16 protein-coding genes and 2 pseudogenes are annotated in these 24,464 nt (G+C 55.2%); 13 read left to right on the forward strand and 5 right to left on the reverse strand.

The window, feature by feature from the left end; all coding sequences use genetic code 11:
- The first annotated feature begins 382 nt into the window (after positions 1–382).
- From FLP30_RS13085 to FLP30_RS13090, 3 genes and pseudogenes are all read left to right on the forward strand, one after another.
- The gene (locus FLP30_RS13085) at positions 383–625 is read left to right on the forward strand and encodes a type II toxin-antitoxin system RelB/DinJ family antitoxin (RefSeq protein ID WP_149280466.1); all 243 of its coding nucleotides are present in this window, start codon (positions 383–385) and stop codon (positions 623–625) included.
- Positions 622–801 (forward strand): annotated as a pseudogene (locus FLP30_RS14310) (type II toxin-antitoxin system RelE family toxin); the annotation flags it as partial. The gene FLP30_RS13085 and the pseudogene FLP30_RS14310, both read left to right, overlap by 4 nt.
- Positions 802–870: 69 nt before the next feature.
- Positions 871–1,950 (forward strand): IS5 family transposase, encoded by a 1,080-nt coding sequence (locus FLP30_RS13090; RefSeq protein WP_149279216.1) that lies wholly within the window; start codon positions 871–873, stop codon positions 1,948–1,950.
- A gap of 703 nt (positions 1,951–2,653) precedes the next feature.
- Here the strand turns inward: FLP30_RS13090 and FLP30_RS13095 are convergent.
- Both FLP30_RS13095 and FLP30_RS13100 read right to left on the reverse strand, forming a co-directional pair.
- A complete protein-coding gene (locus FLP30_RS13095; protein ID WP_149280467.1) occupies positions 2,654–3,061 on the reverse strand; it encodes a hypothetical protein in 408 nt (135 codons plus the stop codon).
- Complete coding sequence (locus FLP30_RS13100) at positions 3,054–3,875, reverse strand: hypothetical protein (RefSeq protein WP_149280468.1); 822 nt, start codon at positions 3,873–3,875, stop codon at positions 3,054–3,056. Before FLP30_RS13100 ends, FLP30_RS13095 begins: the two co-directional genes overlap by 8 nt.
- Positions 3,876–4,240: 365 nt before the next feature.
- Between FLP30_RS13100 and FLP30_RS13110 the strand changes: the two genes are divergently transcribed.
- From FLP30_RS13110 to FLP30_RS13150, 9 genes are all read left to right on the forward strand, one after another.
- Positions 4,241–5,218 (forward strand): helix-turn-helix transcriptional regulator, encoded by a 978-nt coding sequence (locus tag FLP30_RS13110; RefSeq protein WP_149280469.1) that lies wholly within the window; start codon positions 4,241–4,243, stop codon positions 5,216–5,218.
- 338 nt (positions 5,219–5,556) lie between these two features.
- On the forward strand, positions 5,557–6,576 hold the full coding sequence (locus FLP30_RS13115; RefSeq protein ID WP_246856661.1) for a tyrosine-type recombinase/integrase: 1,020 nt from the start codon (positions 5,557–5,559) through the stop codon (positions 6,574–6,576).
- 123 nt (positions 6,577–6,699) lie between these two features.
- A complete protein-coding gene (locus FLP30_RS13120; protein ID WP_149280470.1) occupies positions 6,700–7,269 on the forward strand; it encodes a hypothetical protein in 570 nt (189 codons plus the stop codon).
- Positions 7,270–7,313: 44 nt separating this feature from the next.
- The gene (locus FLP30_RS13125) at positions 7,314–8,075 is read left to right on the forward strand and encodes a hypothetical protein (RefSeq protein WP_149280471.1); all 762 of its coding nucleotides are present in this window, start codon (positions 7,314–7,316) and stop codon (positions 8,073–8,075) included.
- Between the two features lie 429 nt (positions 8,076–8,504).
- Positions 8,505–9,077, forward strand: coding sequence for a recombinase family protein (locus FLP30_RS13130; protein ID WP_149280472.1), 573 nt, complete (start codon positions 8,505–8,507; stop codon positions 9,075–9,077).
- Between the two features lie 43 nt (positions 9,078–9,120).
- Entirely contained in the window at positions 9,121–12,498 is a 3,378-nt protein-coding gene (gene hsdR / locus FLP30_RS13135) for a type I restriction-modification system endonuclease (RefSeq protein ID WP_149280473.1), read from the forward strand.
- Entirely contained in the window at positions 12,499–13,965 is a 1,467-nt protein-coding gene (locus tag FLP30_RS13140) for a class I SAM-dependent DNA methyltransferase (protein WP_149280474.1), read from the forward strand. It abuts the gene before it with no gap.
- Positions 13,962–15,425, forward strand: coding sequence for a restriction endonuclease subunit S (locus tag FLP30_RS13145; RefSeq protein WP_149280475.1), 1,464 nt, complete (start codon positions 13,962–13,964; stop codon positions 15,423–15,425). Before FLP30_RS13140 ends, FLP30_RS13145 begins: the two co-directional genes overlap by 4 nt.
- Positions 15,426–15,429: 4 nt before the next feature.
- Entirely contained in the window at positions 15,430–16,347 is a 918-nt protein-coding gene (locus tag FLP30_RS13150; RefSeq protein ID WP_149280476.1) for a restriction endonuclease, read from the forward strand.
- Between the two features lie 302 nt (positions 16,348–16,649).
- Here the strand turns inward: FLP30_RS13150 and FLP30_RS13155 are convergent, their stop codons facing one another.
- A complete protein-coding gene (locus tag FLP30_RS13155) occupies positions 16,650–18,026 on the reverse strand; it encodes an IS1182-like element ISGdi16 family transposase (protein WP_149280477.1) in 1,377 nt (458 codons plus the stop codon).
- 320 nt (positions 18,027–18,346) lie between these two features.
- Positions 18,347–19,195, reverse strand: a complete 849-nt coding sequence (locus tag FLP30_RS13160; RefSeq protein ID WP_149280478.1) for a hypothetical protein — start codon at positions 19,193–19,195, stop codon at positions 18,347–18,349.
- Between the two features lie 483 nt (positions 19,196–19,678).
- Here FLP30_RS13160 and FLP30_RS13165 point away from each other — a divergent pair, with 483 nt between their 5' ends.
- Entirely contained in the window at positions 19,679–23,716 is a 4,038-nt protein-coding gene (locus FLP30_RS13165; RefSeq protein ID WP_149280479.1) for a helix-turn-helix domain-containing protein, read from the forward strand.
- 447 nt (positions 23,717–24,163) lie between these two features.
- Here FLP30_RS13165 and FLP30_RS13170 read toward each other — a convergent pair.
- Positions 24,164–24,439: pseudogene (locus tag FLP30_RS13170) on the reverse strand (transposase); the annotation flags it as partial.
- Positions 24,440–24,464 lie beyond the last annotated feature (25 nt).

Here is a 24,464-nt window from a genome sequence, read left to right on the forward strand (position 1 = left end):
ATTATAAATGAGTCTTTAAAGTAGTGGGCTAACGTATGTTCTGCCTAACTCCAGATAATCATCCAGCGCTGCATACATCGTGTGTCGTGCAAGGTGCTTGAGTTTTATGGGGTGCGCGCCAGCATCCATTCTGGTCTTCAGCGTTCCCCGTTTCAGGCTGTACCCGCCAAAGGTCTTTCCTTCCAAACCGTCAGCACTGGCCCGAGACTGGATGATGCGGGCGATCGAGCTCGAAAAACCCACTGATTTTGGTCCTCTCTGTGTGATTCCATTTCCCCTGAGTTGATTGGGGTATGGATCATGAGGCAATCTAGATGCAAAATAATTGCCTTTACATACGTAAAGGCATATTTTGATTCTGTTCGTATAGGGAGAACAGGCGATGGCTTCCATTAACCTGAGGATTGATAGCATTCTGAAAGATCAGGCCTATGCTCGTCTTGCAGAACTGGGTGTTACACCATCTGACCTGATCCGGCAGACGTTCGAATACGTTGTGCAAACTGGGAAACTCCCAGTCTCACGGCATGTACTCTCTGACGAAGATACTAAGTTGCTGCAGATTGCCCGTGAACGTCTGGCATCTCCTCTACCTCCCATTACGGTCAATCTGGAAGACTTGTGAGCGGGTATGTTCTGCAGTTTGATCCTCGGGCCCTGAAAGAGTGGCGTGCGCTTGATCAGACTATTCAAAGCCAGTTCAAGAAGGCTCTTGCCAGAAGGCTTGAATCTCCACGTCTGGAGACAGCCCGGTTATCTGGTGAACTCAAGGATTGCTACAAGATCAAACTGGAGGGTTCGAAAAACCCTCTGTTTTTGAAGCTTTCTATGTGATTCCCTTCCTTCGGTTCTGGTTGAGGGAATGGCGCTATGAAACAGCCTGGTTTTTTTGATGTTGAAGAGCGGCTTGCTCGATTGAGCGGGCTTGGTGATCAGCTCGAAGCGTTTTCCCGGACTGTGGATTTTGAAGTGTTCCGCCCTGATCTGGAGCAGGCTCTGGTCTATTCAGACGGCAGCAAAGGCGGGCGTCCCCCGTTTGATCCCGTGTTGATGTTCAAAATTCTGGTGATCCAGACGCTGAACAATTTGTCTGATGAGCGGACAGAGTATCTGATCAACGATCGCCTGTCCTTCATGCGTTTCCTTGGCCTGGGGCTGTCGGACCGTGTGCCTGATGCCAAAACGGTCTGGCTGTTCCGTGAACGCCTGACCCAGGCGGGGGCCATTGAAAGACTGTTTGACCGATTTGACGCGACCCTGCGGAACGCGGGCTATCTGCCGATGTCGGGCCAGATCCTGGATGCAACACTGGTAGCCGCTCCAAAGCAGCGCAATACCAACACTGAGAAAGCCGACCTCCGGGCAGGGCGTATTCCTGAAGACTGGCAGGACAAGCCATCCAAATTGTCCCACAAGGATCGCCATGCGCGCTGGACGCTGAAGTTCACAAAAGCAAAGCGGCAGGATGATGGGACGATCCCGTCAACGGATCTTGCCATTCCGTTCTTTGGCTACAAATCGCATGTTTCCATCGATCGAAAATTCAGGCTGATCCGCAAATGGAAAACGACGGATGCCGCCGCCAGTGATGGCGCGCGATTGAGAGAGGGGCTGCTGGATAAAACCAATACGGCCTCAACTGTGTGGGCCGACACGGCCTATCGCTCGAAAGCAAATGAGGACTTCATGGACAAAGAGGGTTTTGTCTCAAAGGTTCACAGAAAAAAGCCGCATCTCAAGCCCATGCCCCGCCATATCCAGCGGTCCAATGCAGGGAAATCGGTGATCCGATCACGCGTCGAGCATGTCTTTGCGGATCAGAAATCACAGACAGGGTTGTTCGTCCGAACCGTCGGCATCACCCGAGCCACCACGAGGATCGGACTGGCCAATATCGTCTACAACATGCGCCGCTTCATCTTCCTGGAACGGATTAGCACTACAGCATAGCAATCCAGAGCAGGAGGCCTTCTCTCTACTCAAAACGCAGAGCGAAAGCGACCCAAAGAACCGTTAATCAAATCGCCAAAAGCCCAAAATCAGAACCAAGACACATCAACCAACGGTTCTTCGATCCCTCCACCTGGCATCCGCCCGTGAGCAGGTACTGCGTCTGCTGGAAAAGGCGGCCCGAGTGCCCCTGGCGTCGGTCACGGAAACTCTGGAGAGGTTGCCTGAGGGTAAAAGGCACTCCGGACATTTGCACTGACGGGCAACCCTTGCAGGGTCCATTCCACGCCAGTCTGGAGTTGGCCAAACAGGGCGAGGCCGTGCTGACACAAGATGGGCTCTTTGTAGAAGCGTTCATCGAAAGAGTGAACACTTCTGAACTGCGGGACTCGAACCCTCACTAACCCGTAGGGTCAGTCGCACAACACCTTGAAAAGACAGCGGATAATGACATGCGGTCTTCTGGTTGAATTTTTTGATTTTGGTTAAACACTCTGGGGGCGTCAAGCCAAAAGAGAGAAGAGGCCATGTCTGGCGTGAAGCTGGCTTGTTCAAAAAAGAGGAGAGCCAGCAGTGCAAACCAGCGGACACGTTGTGTCGCGATGGTTTGCAAACTGGTCAGGAGGAGAGTATTCCTCTCCCCCGTGAACCCCCTCTGGATGTCAGAATAAGGGGACACTTTTTTCTCCTTAAATTTTTTGTGTTACAATTTTAGTTTTGAGATTATTCTGATGCTCTTATAATGGCTATCAGAATAATAGTATGTGTCTGGTGTGGGTAAAGAAAAGGCCTTCCTTATGGCTTGCCGAGCTGCTTCAGTCAGTAATTTTTGGTCAGCATAAACTATAAATTTTTCTTTTTGAGTTTGATAAATCACACGGCCCCGCGGCCATTCGTCATATTCAGACCAGGCGGGTACCTGTGTCCGTGTATGAGGTAATTTCTGGGAACGTAAGCCCTCCCAGAAATTATAGTGTTCGCCCCAAGTGATGGCATCACCATAAAGTTCCCCTTGGATAAGGGGAACTTTGTCACATAAAAGCAGGGAGTGTCCGCGCTCTGTAATGCCCCAAAATATTCCAATAAATGGATTTAGGACGTCTTTATTCACCGTCTTGAAGGTCTTTTTTAATCAGCTCGATCAGGTATTTGCGGGCTTGCTGAGAGCTTAAAAATGCTTCCATATCATTACTTTCAGCAGATTTCTTTACTCTGTTAGCAGGGTGGTTAATGCGATAGCATTTGATTTTCCCGTACAAAACAAAGCTCTCCAGCTCTATTTTTTCTATCTTCTGGTCGAGATAATTGACCCACGGAGCGGGTGTTGCGGCCAGTTCTCCGTCAATCGGAAAAAACTCTCTTCTCACCTTCGCTGAAGAAGACCCATTTGCAAAAATGATAATGTCCGGATCCAGATTCTGAATTGCAGCTTTTAGGAGTAGGCCAGAGAGTTCCTTGATTGCTTCGTAGTGCGGTGTGCTTTTCTGGTTGGGGGTGCTTCCGTTCCAGTCAAAGCAAAACAAATTAGCCCAGGCAATATTGCCAGTGCCAAACTGATTTCCTAAATCCCTTAAAAAATTATAAAACGTAAAGCCTTTATCTTTTTTTTCTTCAATGTATTTCGCAAGAAATTTCTTTTGCTTGTCCATAGCCTCAGCAAGGTAGGATGGTAAGTCAGTGTAAGGTTTTTTCTCGTTTATAACATTCCAGCCTCTGGTTTCCCGGCCAACAACCAGAATTCTTTTCCCCAGTTCCCATTGCGTGGGGGATGCCGTTACAAACAGGCCTGATAACTTTGAATAATTTTCTGATTTTTTAGTAAAAAGTTCTTCACTGTAGGTTTTTACTATATCCAAATAGGATTGGTAGAGCTTCGATTCAATCGAAGTGTTGATAGATGTCGGTTTTTCTACAATCTGGTCCATGTTTTCTTCCAATTTAAAAGAAAAAATTTTAACGAGCAGTTTGCTGCACTGCCTTTATAAGGTTACCGCGCAGGGATAGCTGATTTCTGATGGCTACGCTCGTCATAGATGTAGATGTAGATGTAGATGAAGCTGCCTTTTCTAACACTGACAGTTGTTGCCGTGTAGCCTTGTAAACCGTCATGGCTTCCTCCGCCTGCAGCAATTGTTGTCAATTGACGACCTTGCTCATCATAAACATAAACAAAGTTACCTTTTCGCACTGCACTTGCAATAGCCGTTTTCGCTTCCTCTCACTTGACCTCATCCCCTCTTATACCATCTGGTTACGACAGAAACGGTCGTAGTTAAGAGAGGGCGTTGGTATGCGTTTCGAGAAAGTGGGCGTAGTCATTAACCTGGCACGCCTTTTGGCAGCCAGCGCTGAAGGAATGACTCTTGATGAGATCGCTCTTGCTCTTGATGTCAGCAGGCGGACTGCTGAGAGACTGAAAGCTATAGTCGAAGATGTGTTTCCTCAATTAGAGTCTAGGCCCGATGGGCATAGACTTCGTTTTCGAATTACCGGCGGGATTAACGGGTTTTTCCACTCTCCAACGTCAGACGAACTCGCCGAACTTCATGCAGCCTCTCTTGCCTTACAAACGGCAGGCTGTGCTGAGCGGGCGGACCTACTCGTATCGCTTGCTACCAAAATCAAGGGTGCACTGAGAGGGACAGAGCAACGCCGTCTTGCGCCTGATATAGAGGCTCTGACCACTGCCATTGGGTATATACCGCAAGTAGGCCCGCAACCTCGTGTTGACCGTGATACCTTTGAGTGTATTCGAACGGCTCTGAAGGGTGGCAACATGCTCTCTTTTCTCTATGGGGAAAACAAGACATGGCGTCGTAAGGTCTCTCCGTGGGGAATCTTATACGGGCACGCCTATTATCTTGTTGGCCCTGTAGCAGGGAAAAGAAAACCCGTACTATGGCGTTTTGATAAAATAATCGATATTCAAATTGCAGGCCGTGCAAGCCTCCCCCCTGCGGGCTGGTCCGTGGAAGCATTCGTATCGCAGGCTTTTGGCGTTTTTCAGGAAAAGCCGGAACGTATTATTATGAGGTTTAATGCTGGCGTTGCACAGGATGCTGGCCGATTTTTATTTCATCCTGCCCAGAAATTAAAAAAGCAGGCTGATGGCAGTTTAGTGGTGGAATTTGAATCAGGTGGGGCTGTTGAAATTGCCCATCATGTTTTCACATGGGGAACATCTGTTGAAATCATTGAACCTGCTTCTCTGAAAAAGCGCTTATGTGACATGCTGACTGACGCTCTAAAACACCATCAAAAATATTGATGAGTTTTGTGCTTTAGGGGGTTAACGGGGGAGGTTTCTCCCCCTTGCCAGCTGTTGAATGCTACTGTCGGGTCGCTTAATTAATGCGACTCAAAACCAGCGTTTTTTCAATGGCTTGCTTGTGTTGTGCTTAAGTGGGCATTCCCTTGTTCGTGCGACTTTTCCCTGATTGATGCAACCGGCTGATTTTATTCTGAAACGACGATGAAAGCCTGAAAATCTGTTGTAGACCCCACCTAGGAGCGATAAACGCCTTTCTCGCTCCTAGTGAAATTAGTTGTCAGGAAAACATGCCCAGACTAGGATTTCGCAGAGCATAATGGGTGTAGAGGCGTTGAGTGCACGACCAGGATGGGACTGATCTGACTGTGGCGGACGGCCATGGGGTGCCACAGAAACGGCAGCAGTCTGCGCTCTCCGTAACGGACGAGGCAGCAGTACAGGCGGCGTTCCAAAAAGCGGATTCCTATGCGCGATCGGCGGATGCGCCCGCGACACTGCGCGCCTATCGGGCAGACTGGGAGGGCTTCGCCGCTTGGTGCAGCACGCATGGCTTCCTTCCTGTACCAGCGGAGCCACGGGTGGTTGGCGCCTACCTCGCCAGTCTGGCGGAAACGCATGCGCCGGCCAGCCTGCGTCGGAAGTTGTCCGCAATCGGCAAAATGCACAGGTTCAATTCTCTGCCATGGAACCCGGCTCACCGCGACATTCAGCAGCCACTCCGGGGTATTCTTCGCCAGCACGGTCGACCGACCCGACAGGCTGCTGCGCTCACCATGGACATCCTTAAGCAGCTGGTTGCAACCTGCGACCTTTCGGCCCGAGGACGCAGGGACCGGCTGATGTTGCTACTTGGATTTGCCGGTGCACTCCGGCGATCCGAGCTCGTCGGTCTGAACGTCAACGATGTTGCGCGGACCGCTGATGGTCTGACCGTGACGGTACGACGCAGCAAGACGGATGCAGACGGAGAGGGGGCCAGGGTCGGCATTCCACGTGGCCGTCATCCCCAGACCTGTCCCGTCCTTGCGTTCGATGCCTGGCAGGCTGTGGCGTTACGGAACTCAGGACCTCTCTTTCGGCGGATCAGTGTTGCCGGCCGGATCGCGTCCGAGGCTCTGAAGCCTTACGCCGTGCAGCGCATTCTTCTCCACCGAATGTCCCTCGCCGGCATTGAGATGAAAGCCCTCAGCCCTCACGCAATGAGGGTCGGTTTCATCACGGAAGCCTATAACCGGGGTGTACGGGACGAAGATATCATGAAGCACACCCGCCATAAGGATCTCCGGACTATGCGTGGCTATGTGCGGCGCGCAGGCTTAATCACCGATAGCCCGGCTGGTCTTGTGGGGTTGTAGATGGAGATCCGCTTTCCCTGGGAACCACGGTCACCGCAGCCAAAGCCGGATCTCCTCAGTGAGGAGGGCGGGGATGAACGGCGGCCAGCCCGTGGGCGAAGGCGACTGGACCGTTATAAAGAGTTGGCCAATGCGGACACGACCTTTCTTTACGCTCACCTGACCGTAGCGGGCCCTGAGAGAGAGGTGGGAGAGTTTGAGCGTCGTGCCCGCGGCCCAGGAGTTATCCCCTGGTATTTCGATGGGGATGTTCTGGAAGAAGATATTTTTCTGATGGCGATACAGGCCCCAGACCGGTCACTGACCGTCGAGGGATGCCGTATTCTGGCTCATCAATTCCGGCTACGGGCCGAAGAGCGGCATAGTCAGGTTCTGGCTTTGGTGGAAGCCGGTGATACACGGTGTCCGCTGGATCTGCATGCGTTGCTCCCTGTACCCGAAAGTCTGCTCCGCCGGGGGCTGAGTGATTCCCGTTCACGGGCCTGGCTGCGGGAGCAGTGGGGCGTCGAAACTGCTTTGCGCAAGGTCGTTGTTCTCCCGGAAAAGAAAAACCGATCGACGAAAAGTATAAAAAGTCGCGCACTGCAGTATGGTTTTTTTTCCGAAAAATCGCTGCCTGAACGCGCCGTGAGGCGCCTGACGGCATTGTGGCCTGCGTTGCACTTCACTCTTGTAGAACGTGAGGCCTTTTGAGCCCTGAGGAGCCCGGTCCGGAGAGCGATGGTTCTCCGGACATCATGACATCCGAGTTTCAGGGATCTCTTGCGCGTCTTGTGGCGCTTGCCCGGTCGCACCGGATCGACGTGGCGGCGCTTCCGCTCGATGAACTGATGACACAACTGGAGCATGCCCTGGCGACGGAAATGAAAGTGTCTCTCAGCCGCTCTGGTGAATGGCTTATGCTAGGTGTTTGGCTGGTGTGGCTTCGTTCCACGCTTCTGGCTCCGCAGGACGGTAACGTGTCGCCCGATACCGTGGTGACGGCCGATGCGTTGCGTTCGCGCCAGGATGATCTTCAGGCGGGGAGGGCGCTTGCGGCATGGCTGGATCGTCGACCGCGACTGGGCTCCGACGTCTTCCCACGTGGACGTCCGGAAGAACAGTGCATGATGAACCCGAACGCCGAACCCAGGATTGATGTCATTGAGTTTCTATGGACGGCAATGCAACTGTTGGGACCTCCACCTGATCCGACGTTGTTTGAAAGTCATTATCGTCCGGCCTCATTGCCACTGTTCACGTTCAGCCAGGCTCGGGAGTGGGTGAGGGTAGCTCTGGATGCCGACGGCGCCCGTATCCGGCAATTTCGTGATTTTCTGCCTGAGGTCACTTCTCCCCCCGGGGGAAAGGACAGCGACACTTGGCTGCGTTCCCGATCAGCCGTCACCAGCACATTCAGCGCTTGCCTGGAGATGGTTAAAATGGGTGACATCATCCTGTCACAGCCCGAACCCTGGCAGGAGATGACTGCCGAGAGAAGAGGGGAAGCTGATCGTTGATTTTGACTCAAAACCTGAAGTCTACACTCTGTGGAAGGCAGCAGAAATCAACAACACGTTTATGACCGTGTTTTCTGTCGGAGAGCCGCCATTGAAGCGATTTCGAGTGGGAAAGAGTGTATTGATTATAAAGGTCTGTCTGCTGAACGTGTCTGGGGAGGAATTATGGCTTCCGGGTGAGTGAGATAAGCAGCTGACATACAGTGGGTGCTAGCGTGGGAGCCTCTGACCAGACATTCAGTTTTCGCCTCATGTGAGACACGCGTCATAGCGATTTGGTTTCCGCATAGCGGACAGTCTGGAAATGGCCTTCGAATGTCCATTCAACGGTCATTTTCTGGACAGGTTGAAAATGGGCGTTCCGGACTAGCCGAACGGCATCCGTTGGGTTAGCATTGGCGTCAAGTTTTCAATGTTCCGGTTTCGTCAATGAATCAGCGTATTGGATATGCGCGGGTCTCCACGGAAGACCAGCATCTGGATCTACAGCGCGACGCGCTTCAGAAGGCCGGGTGCGGTATCATCTATGAAGAGGCCGCGAGCGGTAAGAGCGCCACACGCCCTGAGCTTGAGCAGTGCCGCAAGGCTCTTCGTAGCGGCGACACGCTCGTGGTGTGGCGCTTAGACAGGCTCGGTCGCAGTCTACCCGACTTGGTGCAGATTGTGGCCGATCTTGAACGCAGCGGCATCAGCTTCGAAAGCCTAACCGAGAAAATTGAAACCCGCAGTGCTGCTGGAAAGCTCGTTTTTCACGTGTTTGCTGCCCTGGCGGAGTTCGAGCGTAGCCTGATCCGCGAGCGCACCCATGCTGGCCTAGCCGCAGCGCGCGCTAGAGGCCGCTCCGGTGGCCGCAAACCTAAGCTTGGGGAGAAGCAGGTCCGCGAGATCAAGGCGCTCCTGCGCGACCCAGAAATCCAGGTTGCTGACGTGGCCCGACGTTACGGAGTTTCCCGGACCACGCTTTACAAGCACGTAGGCGTCGTTGCCCCGAGGCATTCATGACTTTTGCGGGACATCAACACTCGATCAAGAACCGAGGTGTACGATGAATTCGTTGAACTTCGGTTTTTTAGCGCCGCACAACAAACAACTAGTGACTCTTGGTGGTCTCGCGGAAAGCTATTTCCCTAGCGATCCCTCCACGGCGATCGTGAAGCTGCGACAGTTCGCAGAATTGATGGCGAAGCTGGTCGCTGCCCATCATGCGGTTTATCGTGATGAGCGTGAAACATTCGAAGAAACCCTGCGACGCATTTCTTATGATCGCCTGATACCGAAAGAAGCCGCTGATATTTTCCATGCCTTGCGGAAGGCCGGAAACAGCGCGGTGCATGAAGCAACGGGCGACCACTCTACCGCCCTTACGGCGTTGAAACTCGCTTGGTCGCTCGGTATCTGGTTTCATAGGACTTATGGCCGTGCAGCAAACTTTCGGTCCGGTGCCTTTGTTCCGCCGCGCAAGCCCGTCGATGCGACGGTTGCGCTGCGCGAAGAGATCGAAAATCTTAGGCAAAAAGTAGCGGAAACTGAAGGTGATGCGGCGCGCGCTCGACTTGAGGCTGACGAACACGCTCACGCGCGGGAGGCAGTAGAAGAGAGGTTGACGCGCGAGGCTGAGGAGCGTTCCGCTTGGGAGAAGATCGCTCAGGACATCGATGCCGAGAAGGCCGAGGTCATTGCCAAGCTCGCTGCGCTCCAAGCCGAGGCGGAGGCCACCCCTCGCGCTGTCGCTGCTCAGTTGGTGGAGCGAGGCGAAAAGGCTGCGATAAAGATCGACCTCGACGAGGCGGAAACACGCGCGCTCATAGACCAGCAACTTTGTGACCGTGGATGGGAGGTCAACACCCGCGAGCTTCGATATGGCAAGGGTGTCCGCCCGGCTAAAGGCCGTAATCTTGCTATCGCTGAATGGCCTACTGCAAATGGCCCGGCTGATTACGCCTTGTTTGTTGGAACCACCCTGGTCGGGGTCGTGGAAGCGAAGCGCCGCCGGAAGAATGTTTCCGCTGCAATCGATCAGGCTGAGCGTTATTCGGTCAGCATCAAGAATAGCGCCGATTTCATTTACGCCGGTGGCCCTTGGGGTGAGCACAGAGTGCCATTTGTGTTCAGCGCGAATGGCAGATCTTATCTCAGGCAAATCGAGACAGAGAGCGGCATCTGGTTCCGTGACACCCGGCGCACCGCGAACCATCGCCGCGCATTGGTTGACTGGCCAACGCCGGAAGGTCTGACCGGCCTGCTTGAAGTCAATCAAGATGCTGCTGATGCCGCGCTACAGGCGCAGCCGTTCGAATTCGGCTTTCCGCTTCGCCATTATCAGGAAAGCGCCATCCGGTCCGTGGAAGCCGCCCTGTCGGCTGAGCAGCGAGCTGTTCTGGTCGCGATGGCAACCGGAACTGGAAAGACCAAGCTGGCCATCGCCATGCTGTACCGCTTGCTCTCAGTGAAGCGGTTCCGGCGCATATGCTTCGTGGTTGATCGCAGCGCCCTTGGCGATCAGACTGAGGGAGAGTTTTCGACAACCAAAGTCGTATCCGGCAAGACATTCGCGGAAATCTTTGGCCTAAAGGGGCTGGGAGACGTGACCCCGGATGTGGAAACCAAGGTCCACATCTGCACTATTCAGGGCTTGGTAAAGCGTGTGCTGTTCGCCGCCGATGCCGCATCCGTGCCGCCTGTGGACCAATATGACCTGATGGTCATCGACGAATGCCATCGGGGCTATCTGCTCGACCGGGAAATGTCTGATGCCGAACTAAGCTTCCGGGGGCAGGACGACTACATCTCCAAATATCGGCGCGTGCTGGACTATTTCGACGCGGTCAAGATCGGCCTGACGGCCACGCCTGCACTTCACACCACGGATATTTTCGGTGATCCAGTCTTCACCTATTCCTATCGCGAAGCCGTGGTGGATGGATTCCTAATTGACCATGAGCCGCCAATCCGCATCGAAACAGCGCTGGCGCGCGCGGGTATCAAATTCGAGAAGGATGAAGAGCTTGAGTTGCTCAACACCCGGACCGGCGAAGTCGATCTGACCCATGCGCCGGACGAACTCCGTTTTGAGGTTGAGGCATTCAACCGAAAGGTCATCACCCCAGACTTCAACCGCGTTGTGGCAGAGGAACTAGCGCGGCACATCGATCCAGCGCTACCCGGTAAAACGCTGATCTTCGCAGCCACCGATGCCCATGCGGATATAGTGGTCAGCGCGATCAAAACCGCGTTTGCTGAGCACTATGGCGAGATTGACGACGCAGCCGTAAAAAAAATCACCGGTAGCGTGGACAAGGTGAAGAACTGGATTCGTTCGTTTCGCAACGATGCCAATCCGCAAATCGTTGTGACCGTCGACCTCCTTACCACTGGCATTGACGTGCCAAAGATCACCAATCTCGTGTTCCTGCGCCGGGTGAACAGCCGTATCCTCTATGAACAGATGATTGGCCGCGCAACGCGCCAGTGTCCGGAAATAGGCAAAGAAATCTTCCGGATTTTCGACGCGGTCGATCTCTATCCTCACCTCCAAAACATGACCGACATGAAGCCGGTCGTCGTCAACCCCTCGATCAGCTTCGCCCAGCTCGTCCACGAGATGACGGAAGCGCAGAATGATGAGCAGCTGGAGGCCATTCGCGAACAGCTCGCCGTGAAGCTGCGTCGTCGGATCAAAAAGCTGACCGATGATGCAAGACAGCAGTTTGAAGCCTCAGCGGGCGAAACGCCGGAGGAGATGCTGCAACGGGTCATGTCTGGCGATGCACCGGGCCTTGCCGCATGGCTGAAAGATCGTGCCGCGATAGGCCCTATCCTCGATTGGCAGGCTGATGGCGACAATGCCAGCCACGTCCCGATTTCCAAACACGCGGATCATATCGCTGAAGTGTCGCGTGGTTATGGCAGCGGCGCGAAGCCTGAGGATTTTCTGGACAGCTTCGCCGCCTTCGTGCGCGACAATATCAACACGATCGCAGCACTTAAAGTCGTCGTGCAACGGCCTCGGGATCTCACCCGTGCCGATCTAAAGGCATTGCGCCTTGCCCTCGACTCCAAGGGCTTTTCCGACGCCAATCTGCGCCGTGCTTGGGCGGATGCGCGCAATGAAGAAATCGCCGCGTCTGTCATCGGTTTCGTCCGACAGGCCGCCCTGGGTGATGCCCTGATCCCCTATGAAGACCGTGTGCGACACGCGATGCGCGGCATCATGGCGAGCCGTGCATGGACGGACCCACAGAAACGCTGGCTCAAGCGGATTGGCGAGCAGATCGAAAAAGAAATTGTGGTGGATCGTGTCGCTATCGACAAGGAGCCGTTTATCGCCGATGGCGGCTTCAATCGCCTTAATAAAGTGTTCGGCGGAGAGCTGGAAAGCATTCTCGCCGGGATTAACGAAGAGTTGTGGAAGAAGACCGCGTAAATGAGCACGACCACTGACATCGTCGCCAAGCTTTGGAGCCTGTGCAACGTCTTGCGCGATGATGGCGTCACCTACAACGAATATGTGACAGAGCTGACTTACCTTCTTTTCCTCAAGATGCTGGAAGAGACAGGTAGGGAAGAGCGTTTGCCGAAAGATTGGCGATGGGGCCTGCTTGCCAAACGAGAAGGCTTGGAACAGCTAGATTATTACAAGGCGATGTTGCTGGAACTCGGCAAGGCAAAAGATGCGCTCGTCAGCGCAATCTTCATCGACGCCCAGACCCGTCTGCGTAAGCCAACCAACCTCAAAGCACTAACGTCCAACATCGATCAGCTCGACTGGTTCTCTGCCCGCGAAGAGGGGCTGGGCAACCTCTATGAAGGTCTGTTGGAAAAGAACGCGGCCGACAAGAAATCCGGTGCAGGACAATACTTCACGCCCCGCCCGCTGATCGACTGCATCGTGCGCCTGATGCAGCCACAGCCGGGCGAAGTGATCCAGGACCCAGCCGGTGGAACGGCGGGTTTCCTCGTCGCGGCCGATCGCTACATCAAGGATCACACGGACGATCTCTACACACTGACCGAGCAACAAGCCTTCTTCCAGCGGCACAACGCATTCTCTGGCGCAGAATTGGTGCCGGATACCCATCGCCTGAGCATGATGAATTTGCTTCTTCACGGCATCGAAGGCGGGATGGAGAATATCGACACGCTGTCCCCCGATGGGGAGTCGTTGCCCAAGGCTAATCTGATCCTGACCAATCCGCCTTTCGGCACCAAGAAGGGTGGAGGACGTCCGACCCGTTCCGACTTCTCGATCACGGCGGATACGTCGAACAAGCAGCTTGCCTTTGTCGAGCATATCGTGCGCGCGTTAGCTCCCGGTGGCCGCGCCGCTGTGGTTATCCCCGATAACGTACTGTTCGAGGATAATACCGGTCGCCGCCTGCGCACTTGGCTGATGGACTTGTGCGACCTGCACACCATCCTGCGCCTGCCGACCGGAATTTTCTACGCGCAGGGCGTCAAGACCAACGTGCTGTTCTTCCGGCGTGGCAAAAGCGCCAAGGGCAACACCAAGGCGGTCTGGGTCTATGACATGCGGGCGAATGCTCCGGCCTATGGCAAGACACGACCGCTGACCGTTGCCGACTTTGCGGATTTTGAGAAGGCGTATGGCGCGGACGCCAATGGCGGATCCAAACGGCGAGATGGCGGGAAGGACAGCCGTTGGCGCAAGTTCGATCGTGCCGCCATCAGCGGTCGTAATGACAACCTCGACATAAGCTGGCTTCGGGACACCGAAGCAGAAGCGGAAGAGACGTTGACCGAGCCGGAGGACATCGCCGCCGCTATCATTGGCCATTTAAAAGCAGCGCTAGAGGAAATTGAAACGCTGTCGGAGGAACTTGAGCCGGATAGCGTTGAAGAGGCCTCTGCTGTTGCGGAGGTGGCGGAATGAGTGATTTGCCGCAAGGGTGGATAAATATGACGCTTGCTGAAGTTGGCCGGTGGGGTAGCGGTGGTACACCCAAGGCGTCGACTTCGTCATATTACGGTGGAACCATACCGTGGATACGCAGCGGGGATTTGCCGGACGGTCTAATAGTGGGGCATGAGATCACCCTCACCGTTTCAGGCATCGAAAATAGTGCTGCCAAATGGGTGAAAGGTGGCGCTGTTCTTGTCGCGATGTATGGTGCGACAATAGGTAGGCTGGGTATCACGACATATCCAGTGACGACAAACCAAGCTGTCGCTTTCATTGAACCTAGCTCCAGCATTGACGTGCGCTATCTGTTCGAAAACTTGCGATTTCGAAAGCCAGATCTTGTTGCCCTGGGGCAAGGCGGAGCACAACCGAATATCAGTCAGGAAATATTGAAAGCGCAGGCGTTCCCACTCGCACCACTTCGCGAACAGCGACGGATCGTGGCGAAGATCGACAGCCTCACCGGCAAATCCAGACGCGCCCGCGACCATCTCGACCACATTCCCCGCCTCGTCGAGAAATACAAACAGGCCATCCTCGCCGCCGCCTTCCGGGGCGATTTAACACGTGACTGGCGCGAGGCACACGATGACATAATTCCGATATCGCAACGGCATCATTCAGTTGAAAAATTCCGAAAAAAAGCGGTTAAAATTGTTCGCCGCAAATCACCCCTATCGATACCAAATCATCAATTACCTGTGCACTGGGGGTGGCTTTCGCCTGATCAAATTGCTGATGATTCGTCGTATTCGCTCGGAATCGGACCGTTTGGAAGCAATCTCGTACGCACGGATTATCGAGATAGCGGCGTCAGACTGGTGTTCGTTAGAGACGTCCGACGCGGGATTTTTGGAATCGATGACGCCAAATACGTCACGACTGAAAAAGCAAATGAACTAGCACCACATTTGGTAATTTCAGGGGACGTGCTGATTACCAAGATGGGTGCCCCTCCCGGCGACACTGCCATATATCCTTTAGGAGAGCCACCGGCGATCATTACCGCTGACTGCATTAAGCTCCGTCCGCATCCGGGCTTAACCTGTGCAAAATATTTGATGCACTGTATCCGCGACGAAATCGTGAAACTTCAGCTTGAAGCAATTACGAAAGGCGTTGCGCAACAAAAGGTTAGCCTCGACGGGTTCCGTCAACTCGCCTTACCAATCCCACCGCTTGAAGAGCAAGATGAAATAGTCAGTCGTATCGAAACCGCCTTTAGGTGGATCGACCGTCTCGCTGCCAACGCCACCAGCGCCCGCAAATTGATCGACCAACTCGATCAATCAGTGTTGGCCAAAGCCTTCAAAGGCGAACTCGTTCCACAAGACCTTGCTGACGAACCCGCCAGTGCTTTGCTCGAACGCATCCGGGCAGAACGTGCGGCCGCGCTAAAGGCCAAGCGCGGCCGCAAGAAGGCGGCCTGACCCCATGGCCATTCCTGATTACCAGACATTGATGCTGCCGGTCCTGCGCCTCGCCGCTGCTGGCGAGCAGCGCGTGGCCGATGCCGCCGAGCAGATTGCCGATGATCTCGGCATCAGTCCCGATGAACGCGAAGAAATGCTACCCAGCGGACGGCAACGCCTGCTTCACAACCGTATCCATTGGGCAAAATTCTATCTGTCCAAGGCGGGCCTCGTGGCGTCGCCTAAGCGGGGACGCTTCGTTGCGACCGATACCGGACGGGCGCTGCTGGCAACCAATCCCACACGCATCGGTGTGAACGAACTGAAGGACTATGAGGGCTTTCGTGAGTTTTTCAGCGGTCAGAAATCTTCTGACGACGATGCTGTGCCTGTTACCATCGCCCCGACAGTCGAAACCGGCACGCCGGAGGAACAGATTGAGGCGGCCTATCAAGCCGTTCAATCGGCCCTCCGCGCGGACCTGTTGGAACGCATCGTCCAGAACACGCCAGCTTTCTTCGAGCAACTGATCGTCGATCTGCTGATCGCCATGGGCTATGGCGGGTCGCACAAGAATGCGGCCACCCAGCTCGGCCGTTCGGGCGACGGCGGCGTGGACGGCGTCATCAACGAGGACCGGTTGGGACTGGACCGGGTCTACGTTCAAGCCAAGCGCTACGCTGAAACAACGGTCGGCCGTCCTGATGTGCAGGCCTTCGTCGGCAGCTTGGTCGGCCACGGTGCCACGAAGGGCGTGTTTGTCACTACCTCGACCTTCAGCAGTCAGGCGAGGGACTACGTTAAGCACCTCGCCCAGAGAGTCATCCTGATCGATGGGGAGCGGCTGACCGACCTGATGATCGAATATGGCGTCGGCGTTCGTGTTAGTCGCAGGATTGAGTTCAAGCGGCTCGACGAGGACTTTTTTTCGGAGGAATAGCTCAGCAGTGCGCTACCGGATCAAGACTGTACCGTGCCAACGAGTATTTTTTCCGGAAGGGGTATTTTTCATGGCATCGATGTCAATCGGAAATATAAATTACTGATTTTCCTATAGAAGTTTCTGTAATTTATAATCGAGTGGGAATTGTAGTTACGATTACTTCGAGATCTTGAATGTTCAGTTTCTCAAGTTTCCATCCGAAACCGGACAGTCCGTTTGCCCCCGATAGTGTTGAAAAACTCATGGTGAAGAGTGAAAGTGTTGCCAAGCCATTTCGACATAAGTGCAGCTTTCTTGCCTCAGGTGGATAAGGTAGGCGCTCCGGGAGGTATCAGTTTCGCCATTTTGCGGAGATTTTGGGCAGCCGCGGCGAGATGGAACTCATCACGGGCGCCGTTTGGTCCTCTGAGCCTCAACCGATCGATCTTCAAAATGCGCTTGAGGTGAGCAAACAGCATTTCGACCTTCTTTCGTTCTCGTCTGGAGATAATATAGGCGTCGGTTAAAGCAATGTCGCGGGCCATATCACGAGCGCCTTCATGAATAGAGCGCAGAACCTTACGATTGGGCTGATTGGGGCAGCATTTTGGTTTGAGAGTGCATACGTCGCACGCCAGTTTCGACGAACGGTATCGAAGTAGGTTGTCGGGAGGGGCATTTGGTTGATCCGAGTTGATCTTGCGCCACTGCTGCTTCAGTTGCTGTCCTCCAGGACAGATGTAAAGATCGTGCACGTGGTCATATGTGAAATCTCGACGTTCGAAAGTCCCGTCCTGCCGGGCAGATTTGTCGAAGACCGGAATGTGAGGTTCGATGCCACGCTCATGAACCAGCCACGCAAGATTTTCAGCGGATCCATAAGCTGTATCCGCAGCAAGCCTTTCGGGCCATATTCCAAATGTTTCCTGCGTACGCTCTATCATTCTGCGTTGCGCCGTAACCTCGGCCTGCCGTATGGCTGTCGTGGTTTCTACATCCATGATGACAGCCGATTTAAGGTCAATGAGGTAATTTGTGCAGTAGGCATAATAAGCAAGGCCACCGCTTGCAGCGTTCCAACGTGCAGCAGGATCGGCCGGAGAGATATATTTTGGTTGCACGGACGTAGCAGACCCAAATGCAGCATCGTCCAGCACCGAGAAATACTCCCGCACAGCACGTTGGGCTGCCTCGATCGGCAGTTTATCTGGGCTCGGAACACTGCGCTGCCGATTAGCGTCGGCCTTAATCGTGCTGGCATCGACCGCAAAGCCGTCACCGCCCACCAGTCCCTTGGCGATGCACTGCCGGACGGTCATTTCGAACATTTGGCGAAGCAGATCACTCTCCCGGAAGCGTCCGTGCCGGTTTTTCGAGAATGTCGAATGATCTGGCACAGGGCCGTTAAGACCAAGGCCACAGAACCACCGGTAGGCCAGGTTAAGATGGACTTCTTCACATAGCCGTCGCTCGGATCGAATACCCATCACGTAGCCAACGATTAACATCCTGATGATCAGCTCGGGATCGATTGAAGGCCGCCCCGTGCCGCTGTAAAATGGGCGAAGATGCTCACGCAGACCGTCCAGATCAACAAAGCGATCAATTGAACGCAAAAGGTGGCCAGTTGGCACATGATCTTCAAGACGGAACTCGTAGAACAGTGCCTCCTGTATTTTCGTTCGATCACCCATCATTTGCAGGTTCCTCCTGCGAAGAGTGAATCAGTGCTTCACTCTCAAAGCAAGCACGACTTTTTCAACACTATCCCCCCTAATCTGCCTGTCCGCTCAGTGATGCAGAAGCAGACAGGCGGCAGTCGCCCTCATCTCGGCCATTCGATCAAACTAAACATTTCCAACAACCAGACATAGCTGCATGGCGCATGGGCCCTGAAAATTTCATTAAACCAAACAAACCTATAACAGCGTATATAAAGCTCATTCCGATAGTCTCGCATTTTAGCAAGCTTTAGAATCGAAGAAAATTTTCATCCACCTTCAGGGTAGCCTTGGCGCTAACCCAATATAGGAATGCGAGTAGGAGCCGGTGGTATCAAGGTAAGCAATTCGCCTGGTTTAATTGTTTTGGATTTGGGCCATGATGTTAATATATTATTCAATTCTGGCATACATGATGCTATGCTAAAAATATAAAGTCCATCATAAAAATGAACGAGTGACGCGACTAAACTTTTATTGTCAGAATTATATCTATAACCAAACTTACCTACAGAATTGTATTTACCTTGCTTAAGTATACCGTATGCAGGAAGTATGCGAATAATATTATCTGCGTATTTCTGGGAAAGACCAGCATTCAAAAACCAAGAAAACGTTACAGTGCCATGAAGTGGTAAAGCGTGTCCTGTATGTTCACGGTATAGTGCCAAACCTAGCTTTGCGCTGAACGCATCAAGATAACCACGTAATATTGGGCCGTCAGTTGTTACTTCGACTGCTGGTTGAAGTATACCACCATGGCTCGGCCTGAGAACTTGACGGTTCCTCGCAGGATGAGTGAATTCCTCCCATACGCCTGGCGCCCTCGCCATTACCGTTGGACGGTAGGCCAGAGCTTCACGGAACAATGGATCGTCTCTATTTGGCATCATTCTGAGTCTGGCAAAAACTGCAGCAACTACGTCGGCTCCTCGAGTGCCGTTGTTACAGGCTAAACAAGTAGCAAATTCTAATCCGCTAAGGCGCTGACCTTTGGTAAACATACACTTTGGCGGCATATGCTCAACAGTGGAAGCCGGGTTTTCACAGTAGATACACCGTGGTTTCCCTTTCAAAATTTCGGCTTTGCTGCGGCTTCGATGTTTTGCTTCTCCCATAGTGCAACAATAATCTATTTTGCTCATGAAGGGAATTGGCAGTAGCCTAGACTGCTTTTTACTAATCCTGCTCAAAAGCCGACCTTCTGCTTTCCCCCCCCCTAATTTGCCTGTCCGCTCAGTGATGCAGGAGTAGACAGGCGGCAGTCGCCCTCATGGCAGACATCCAAATGGTTGTGACGGTTGCCCGAAAGCCGACATCGCAGTGCGAAAGAAGCTGGGCCGGCCTCCGGCAGGCTGCTTTCGAGCGGTGATGCGCAAAAGCCTGACATTTGTCCAAAACGCAGCGGGTTCCGCCGATACCCCGAATCAGCAGTTCCGAGTTCCCTGCCTTCTGCTCACTTACCCGGTCAGCCCCGCCAAAACCCGTCCTTCCTGACCCGCGATGAGGCGTCCCGGACTAGGGATGACAAGAGATGCTGAACACGCATTTTGACTGAATACCAAGTTTTATACCTGCATAAAAAATGATGTTTGAAATCTGATATCATATTTAATATATGATTTCCTATGCCAAATATCGACCTCCCAACACCTCGTCAAGTCAAGGCCGCCCGTGCGCTGTTGGCGTGGACACAGACCGAACTCGCCAAGGAAGCAAAGATCGCAACCTCGACGCTTGCCGATTTCGAGCGCGGAGAACGGACGCCGATCGCCAACAATGCCGAGGCGATCGCTGCAGCGCTGAGGCGTCAGGGCATCACATTTACGCGTGGTGGCGCCGTCACCGGGTCCTCTCACATAACTGGGAAAAGCGTACCGAAGCCCGACGTCAGCGGAGGAGCGTTGCGCTGGATCACCGCGCAAAATCTCATCGAGTGGGCCGGACGCCGTGACGGCCCCGCCGGGCTGCCGGAACTTTTGACCCGGCTGATCCTGGTCAGCTGCGGTCCGGTCGCGCTACGTTTCCCCGCCGATGACAGCATCGCGCATTCCGGCTGGGACGGCGTCGTCGAGTCCCCCGTCGCCACGCCTTACGTGCCGCAAGGTTTGTCCGCTTGGGAGTTCGGCGCACAGCGCGACGGTATCAAGGGCAAGGCTGACAAGGATTTCGAGAAGCGCTCGGCCGATCCCCAAGGAATCGACCCGGCCATGTCGACCTTTGTGTTCGTGACCCCGCAGCGCTGGGCGAAGAAGGACGAATGGGCCGCCGCCCGCCGTGCCGAGGGTGTCTGGCAGGATGTCCGCGTCATTGACGGCGACGAGCTCGTCCATTGGCTCGACTGCCATGCCGGCGTCGCCGAATGGCTGGCGGCGCGGATCGGCCGCCGCCCTGCGGGCCTGCGCAACCTACCCGAAGTGTTCGACGAATGGTCGCTTGCAACGCGTCCGCCGCTCACCCCTGATATCGTCACCGCCGACCGAGACGACGAGGTGGTCAAAGTGCTGCGTTGGCTCAATGCCGAGCCGAGCGTGATGCCGCTCCAGGCCGAGGCGGTCGATGAGGCGGTCGCGTTCCTCTATGCTGCGGTCAACCAGTTGCCCGAGCCGCACCGCTTGTTCTGGATGAGCCGGATCGTCGTCACGGATAGCAACACTATCGCGCGCGAGGTCGCCGGGTTGAGCGACAAGCTCGTCGTCGTGTTGACTGGCGGTGATCCCGGTCTTGCCGCTCGTCTGGTGCGCGACGGCCACCACGTTTTCGCCGCCTACGGCTCGGACGTTGGCGCGCCCGCGACGGTGCTGCGGCTGCCACGGGCCTGGCGGCACACAATTGAGACCGCGCTTGAAGATGCCGGAATCGAGCGCGGCGAAGCGCGCCGCTATGCGAGTGCCGCCGGCCGCAGTCTTGCCGTGCTTCGCCGGTTGATGCCCGCAGCCCCCGCCCGTCGCCCCGTTTGGGCGCAAGCGCCGCTCGTGCCGCCGCTGCTCGGAGCAATGCTCTCGGGCGCATGGGATCGCGATTATCCTGCCGACCGTGCGATCGTCGCCCGATTGTGCAACCTGCCATATGATACAGTCGAGGAAGCGCTCGCTCCACTAGCTGCTGCGCTCGACGGGCCGTTCCGTCGTTCGGGCTCGGTGTGGAAGCTGACCTCGCTGCGCGATAGCTGGTTCCTGCTCGCGAGCCATTTGACCACAGCGCAGGTCGAGACGCTGATCGCCGTGTTCCTCGAGGTGATGGGGGAAATCAGCCCGCGCTACAACGATCCCGATTATCGCTTCCGCTTTGATCGCAACCCGCCGACCGAGGCGTCGCCCAATCTCCGGCGCGGTTTGAGCGAAGCCGTGATCGCGCTGGGCATCTGGCACGATCAGGTGAGCGGCGTCCCCGGTGCTGTGCATTTGAGCGAGCGCGCTGTTGCCGACCTGCTCGACGGCGCCGACGAGGCGCGTTGGTGGTCTCTATCGAACGACTTCCGACGGCTCGCCGAAGCAGGACCCGACGCCTTCCTCTCGGCGATCGACCGAGCACTTGACACCCAGCCAAGCCCGATCGCGTCCCTGTTCCGCAGCGACGAGGGCCTGCTCCACGCGCAGGAATATCTTTCCGACCTGCTCTGGGCGCTAGAAATTCTCTGCTGGAGCCCCGACCATGCCGGGCGTGCGACCTTAATCCTCGCGCGCCTCGCTGAAGCGGATCCCGGCGGCAAGATCGCCAATCGTCCCAAGGAAACGCTTGCGCGGATCTTCCTTCCGTGGCGCCCGCAGACGTTCGCGTCGCCCGCCGAGCGGATCGCGCTGATCGACGTAATCGTCAAGCACTGGCCGATGGTTGGCTGGAACCTTCTTGACGCCATTTCACCAACCGTCGTTGGGGGCATTACACATCCGACCGCCAAGCCGCTGTGGCGCGACTTCTCTACCGACGCACCCGAGATCATCACCAACCGGTCGCTCTCTGAAATGTATGCGGCGATCGGCAAACGGCTGCTCACCATGGCCGGAGGCGATCCTTTGCGCTGGGAAAAGGTGCTCGACCATTGGGCGAGCTTCGACGCCGCATGGCGCGTCAGCGCCGAGCGGGCCCTGACGGCGGCGGTTATAGGGTTCGATGCCGATGCGCGCCAGATTTTCCGCGAGAAGTTGCGGCTGTTCATCGCCAAGCATGCGCGCTTCCCCGACGCGCATTGGTCGCTCAATGTCGAGGAGTTGAAGCCGCTCGAGGATATTTTCGCCGATCTCGAACCAAGCTCTGTGAAACATCGCCATGCGTGGCTGTTTGGACACGCCAATCCACGGTTCGATACGAAGTTGAGCTGGCAGGAGCAGCAAGCGCGAACCGAAGCCGAGCAGATCGCGGCGGTCGAGGAACTCGCGCAAGGCCTGACCGACAACGACTTGGTCGACTACGGGTTGACCGTCGAACGGCCCGACTTCTTGGGCAGCGCGGTCGCGCTGAGCACGCTCGCACCCGCGCGGAAAGAGGCGATGCTCCGCTTGGCGTTCGCACGGGGCAAGGGCAATATCGAGCGCTTTGTCAGCGGGCTGCTCTGGGGGTTGAAACGTCAGAGCGGCGAAACAGCGATGCGCGAGCGGCTGGTCGAAGCGATCGCGGCCACGCGGCCCGCCGTCGAGATCGCGACGATCGCGTTCACACTCGATGCCGTCGCAGACACTTGGAATCTGATCGCGAGCGCAGGTGACGAAACCGAGCGGCTCTATTGGTCGCGGCTCAACCTGCAGATCATTTCTGAGCAGGAAGACGTCACTGTCGTCGTCGATAAGGCGCTCGGCGTTAACCGCGGGCGCGCCGCGTTAAGCTATATCGCAGGGCACGAGAACCTGACCGTCGCGCGTGACCTCATCGTGCGCGTAATGCGCGATCCCTCAACGATAAGCGGCTCGGGCAATGCCGAGGACGATAATGATAGCAGCCTGTTCGGTTGGTATGTCGGCAAAATCTTCGAGCGCCTCGATGCCATTCCGGGGTTCGAATCCGAGGTGGCCACGCTCGAATGGATCTACTTCTCTGCACTCCAGCACTCAGAGCGGCCTCCGCGCGCCTTGTACCGGCTGATGGCGACGGACCCCGACTTCTTCGTGATGTTGCTGAAGGCGCTCTATAGCAGCGAAGGTGGCAATGAGACCCCGCTTACCGGCGAAGCGCTCGAGAATGTCGAGAGGATAACATCCCAGGCCTTCCACGTTTTCGAGGATTGGTCGCGGATCCCGGGGAGCAATGACGACGGCACGATTGATGGGGCGAAACTATCGGCTTGGGTCGAACGTGCGCGCGCTGCTTCGGCCGAAGCTGACCGCGGCAGGATCGCCGACTATCGCATCGGCGTGATCCTGTCCGCCGCGCCGCGCACCGGCGGCCAGGCCTGGCCGCCCGAGCCTGTCCGCGACGTGATCGAAACGGTCGCAAACGACGATATCGACCAAGGGTTCTTGATCGGGCGCTTCAATCGTCGCGGGGTCACCACGCGCATGCCGAACGATGGGGGCGATCAGGAACGCGATCTCGCAGCGCGCTATCGTGCCGACGCCAAGGCTAGCGCGTTGCTCTGGCCGCGAACCCGCGCTGTGCTTGAAAAGATCGCCAAGGGCTATGAGGCCGATGCAGTGCGCGAGGATCAAAGCGCCGAGCAGCGCGACTGGTAATGCTCCATCCTCAAGATTTTACGCCACCCGTACCAGAGGAAGGTTCTAACATCGCTAGACATACAGTTTAGACGAACAGGAATGTCTGCCATTTTATGCTCGAGCGAAGATACCGGACATTCCGCTTCCCCCCTGATCTGCCTGTTTGCTCAATGATACAGAAGCAGACAGGCGGCAGTCGCCTCATAGGCGACATAGCCAACGGATAGTGTAGCTCCGAGAAGCGGACGTTCGATTATACGTTCCAGTCTTGGTAGGCAGTCAAAGCACGCCTCTCGATACAGCTATCTTGGCAGTCAGATAATAGTCGCCGTTATGTATGCTCCAGAAAACCCAGCATCTGCGTGGTAAAAACCTCGGTTGTATAGACATTGGAGATATGAGATGCCTCTTCTATCAACACGAAATCTGCGTTTGGAACGTAATCAGCCATCCGGAGACCAGCCTCAGACACCGACGCATCAGTCTGCGGAACCACCAGTAAATGGTCTGCCACGGACCAAAATGAACCGGCAACATTTTCCAGCTACAGCCCGAGCGGGCAAGATAGCGCAGCACATTGGTGAGCTCACGAAAATCGGTCGTCCGTTTCCAGCCGTGCCTGTTCGCATGAGGCATCAGGGGCGCTAATCGTTCCCATTCTTTATTAGTCAGGTTAGGCAGATAACGCTTCGTTCTGCGGGTGATGTCGGCCATCCAGACCCGCTGCTCTGGCGTCCAAATCCAGTGCTTGAATCACACGCCAGAC

The organism is Acetobacter vaccinii (genome assembly GCF_008365315.1).
In the GTDB taxonomy this organism is placed as follows: Bacteria; Pseudomonadota; Alphaproteobacteria; order Acetobacterales; family Acetobacteraceae; genus Acetobacter; species Acetobacter vaccinii.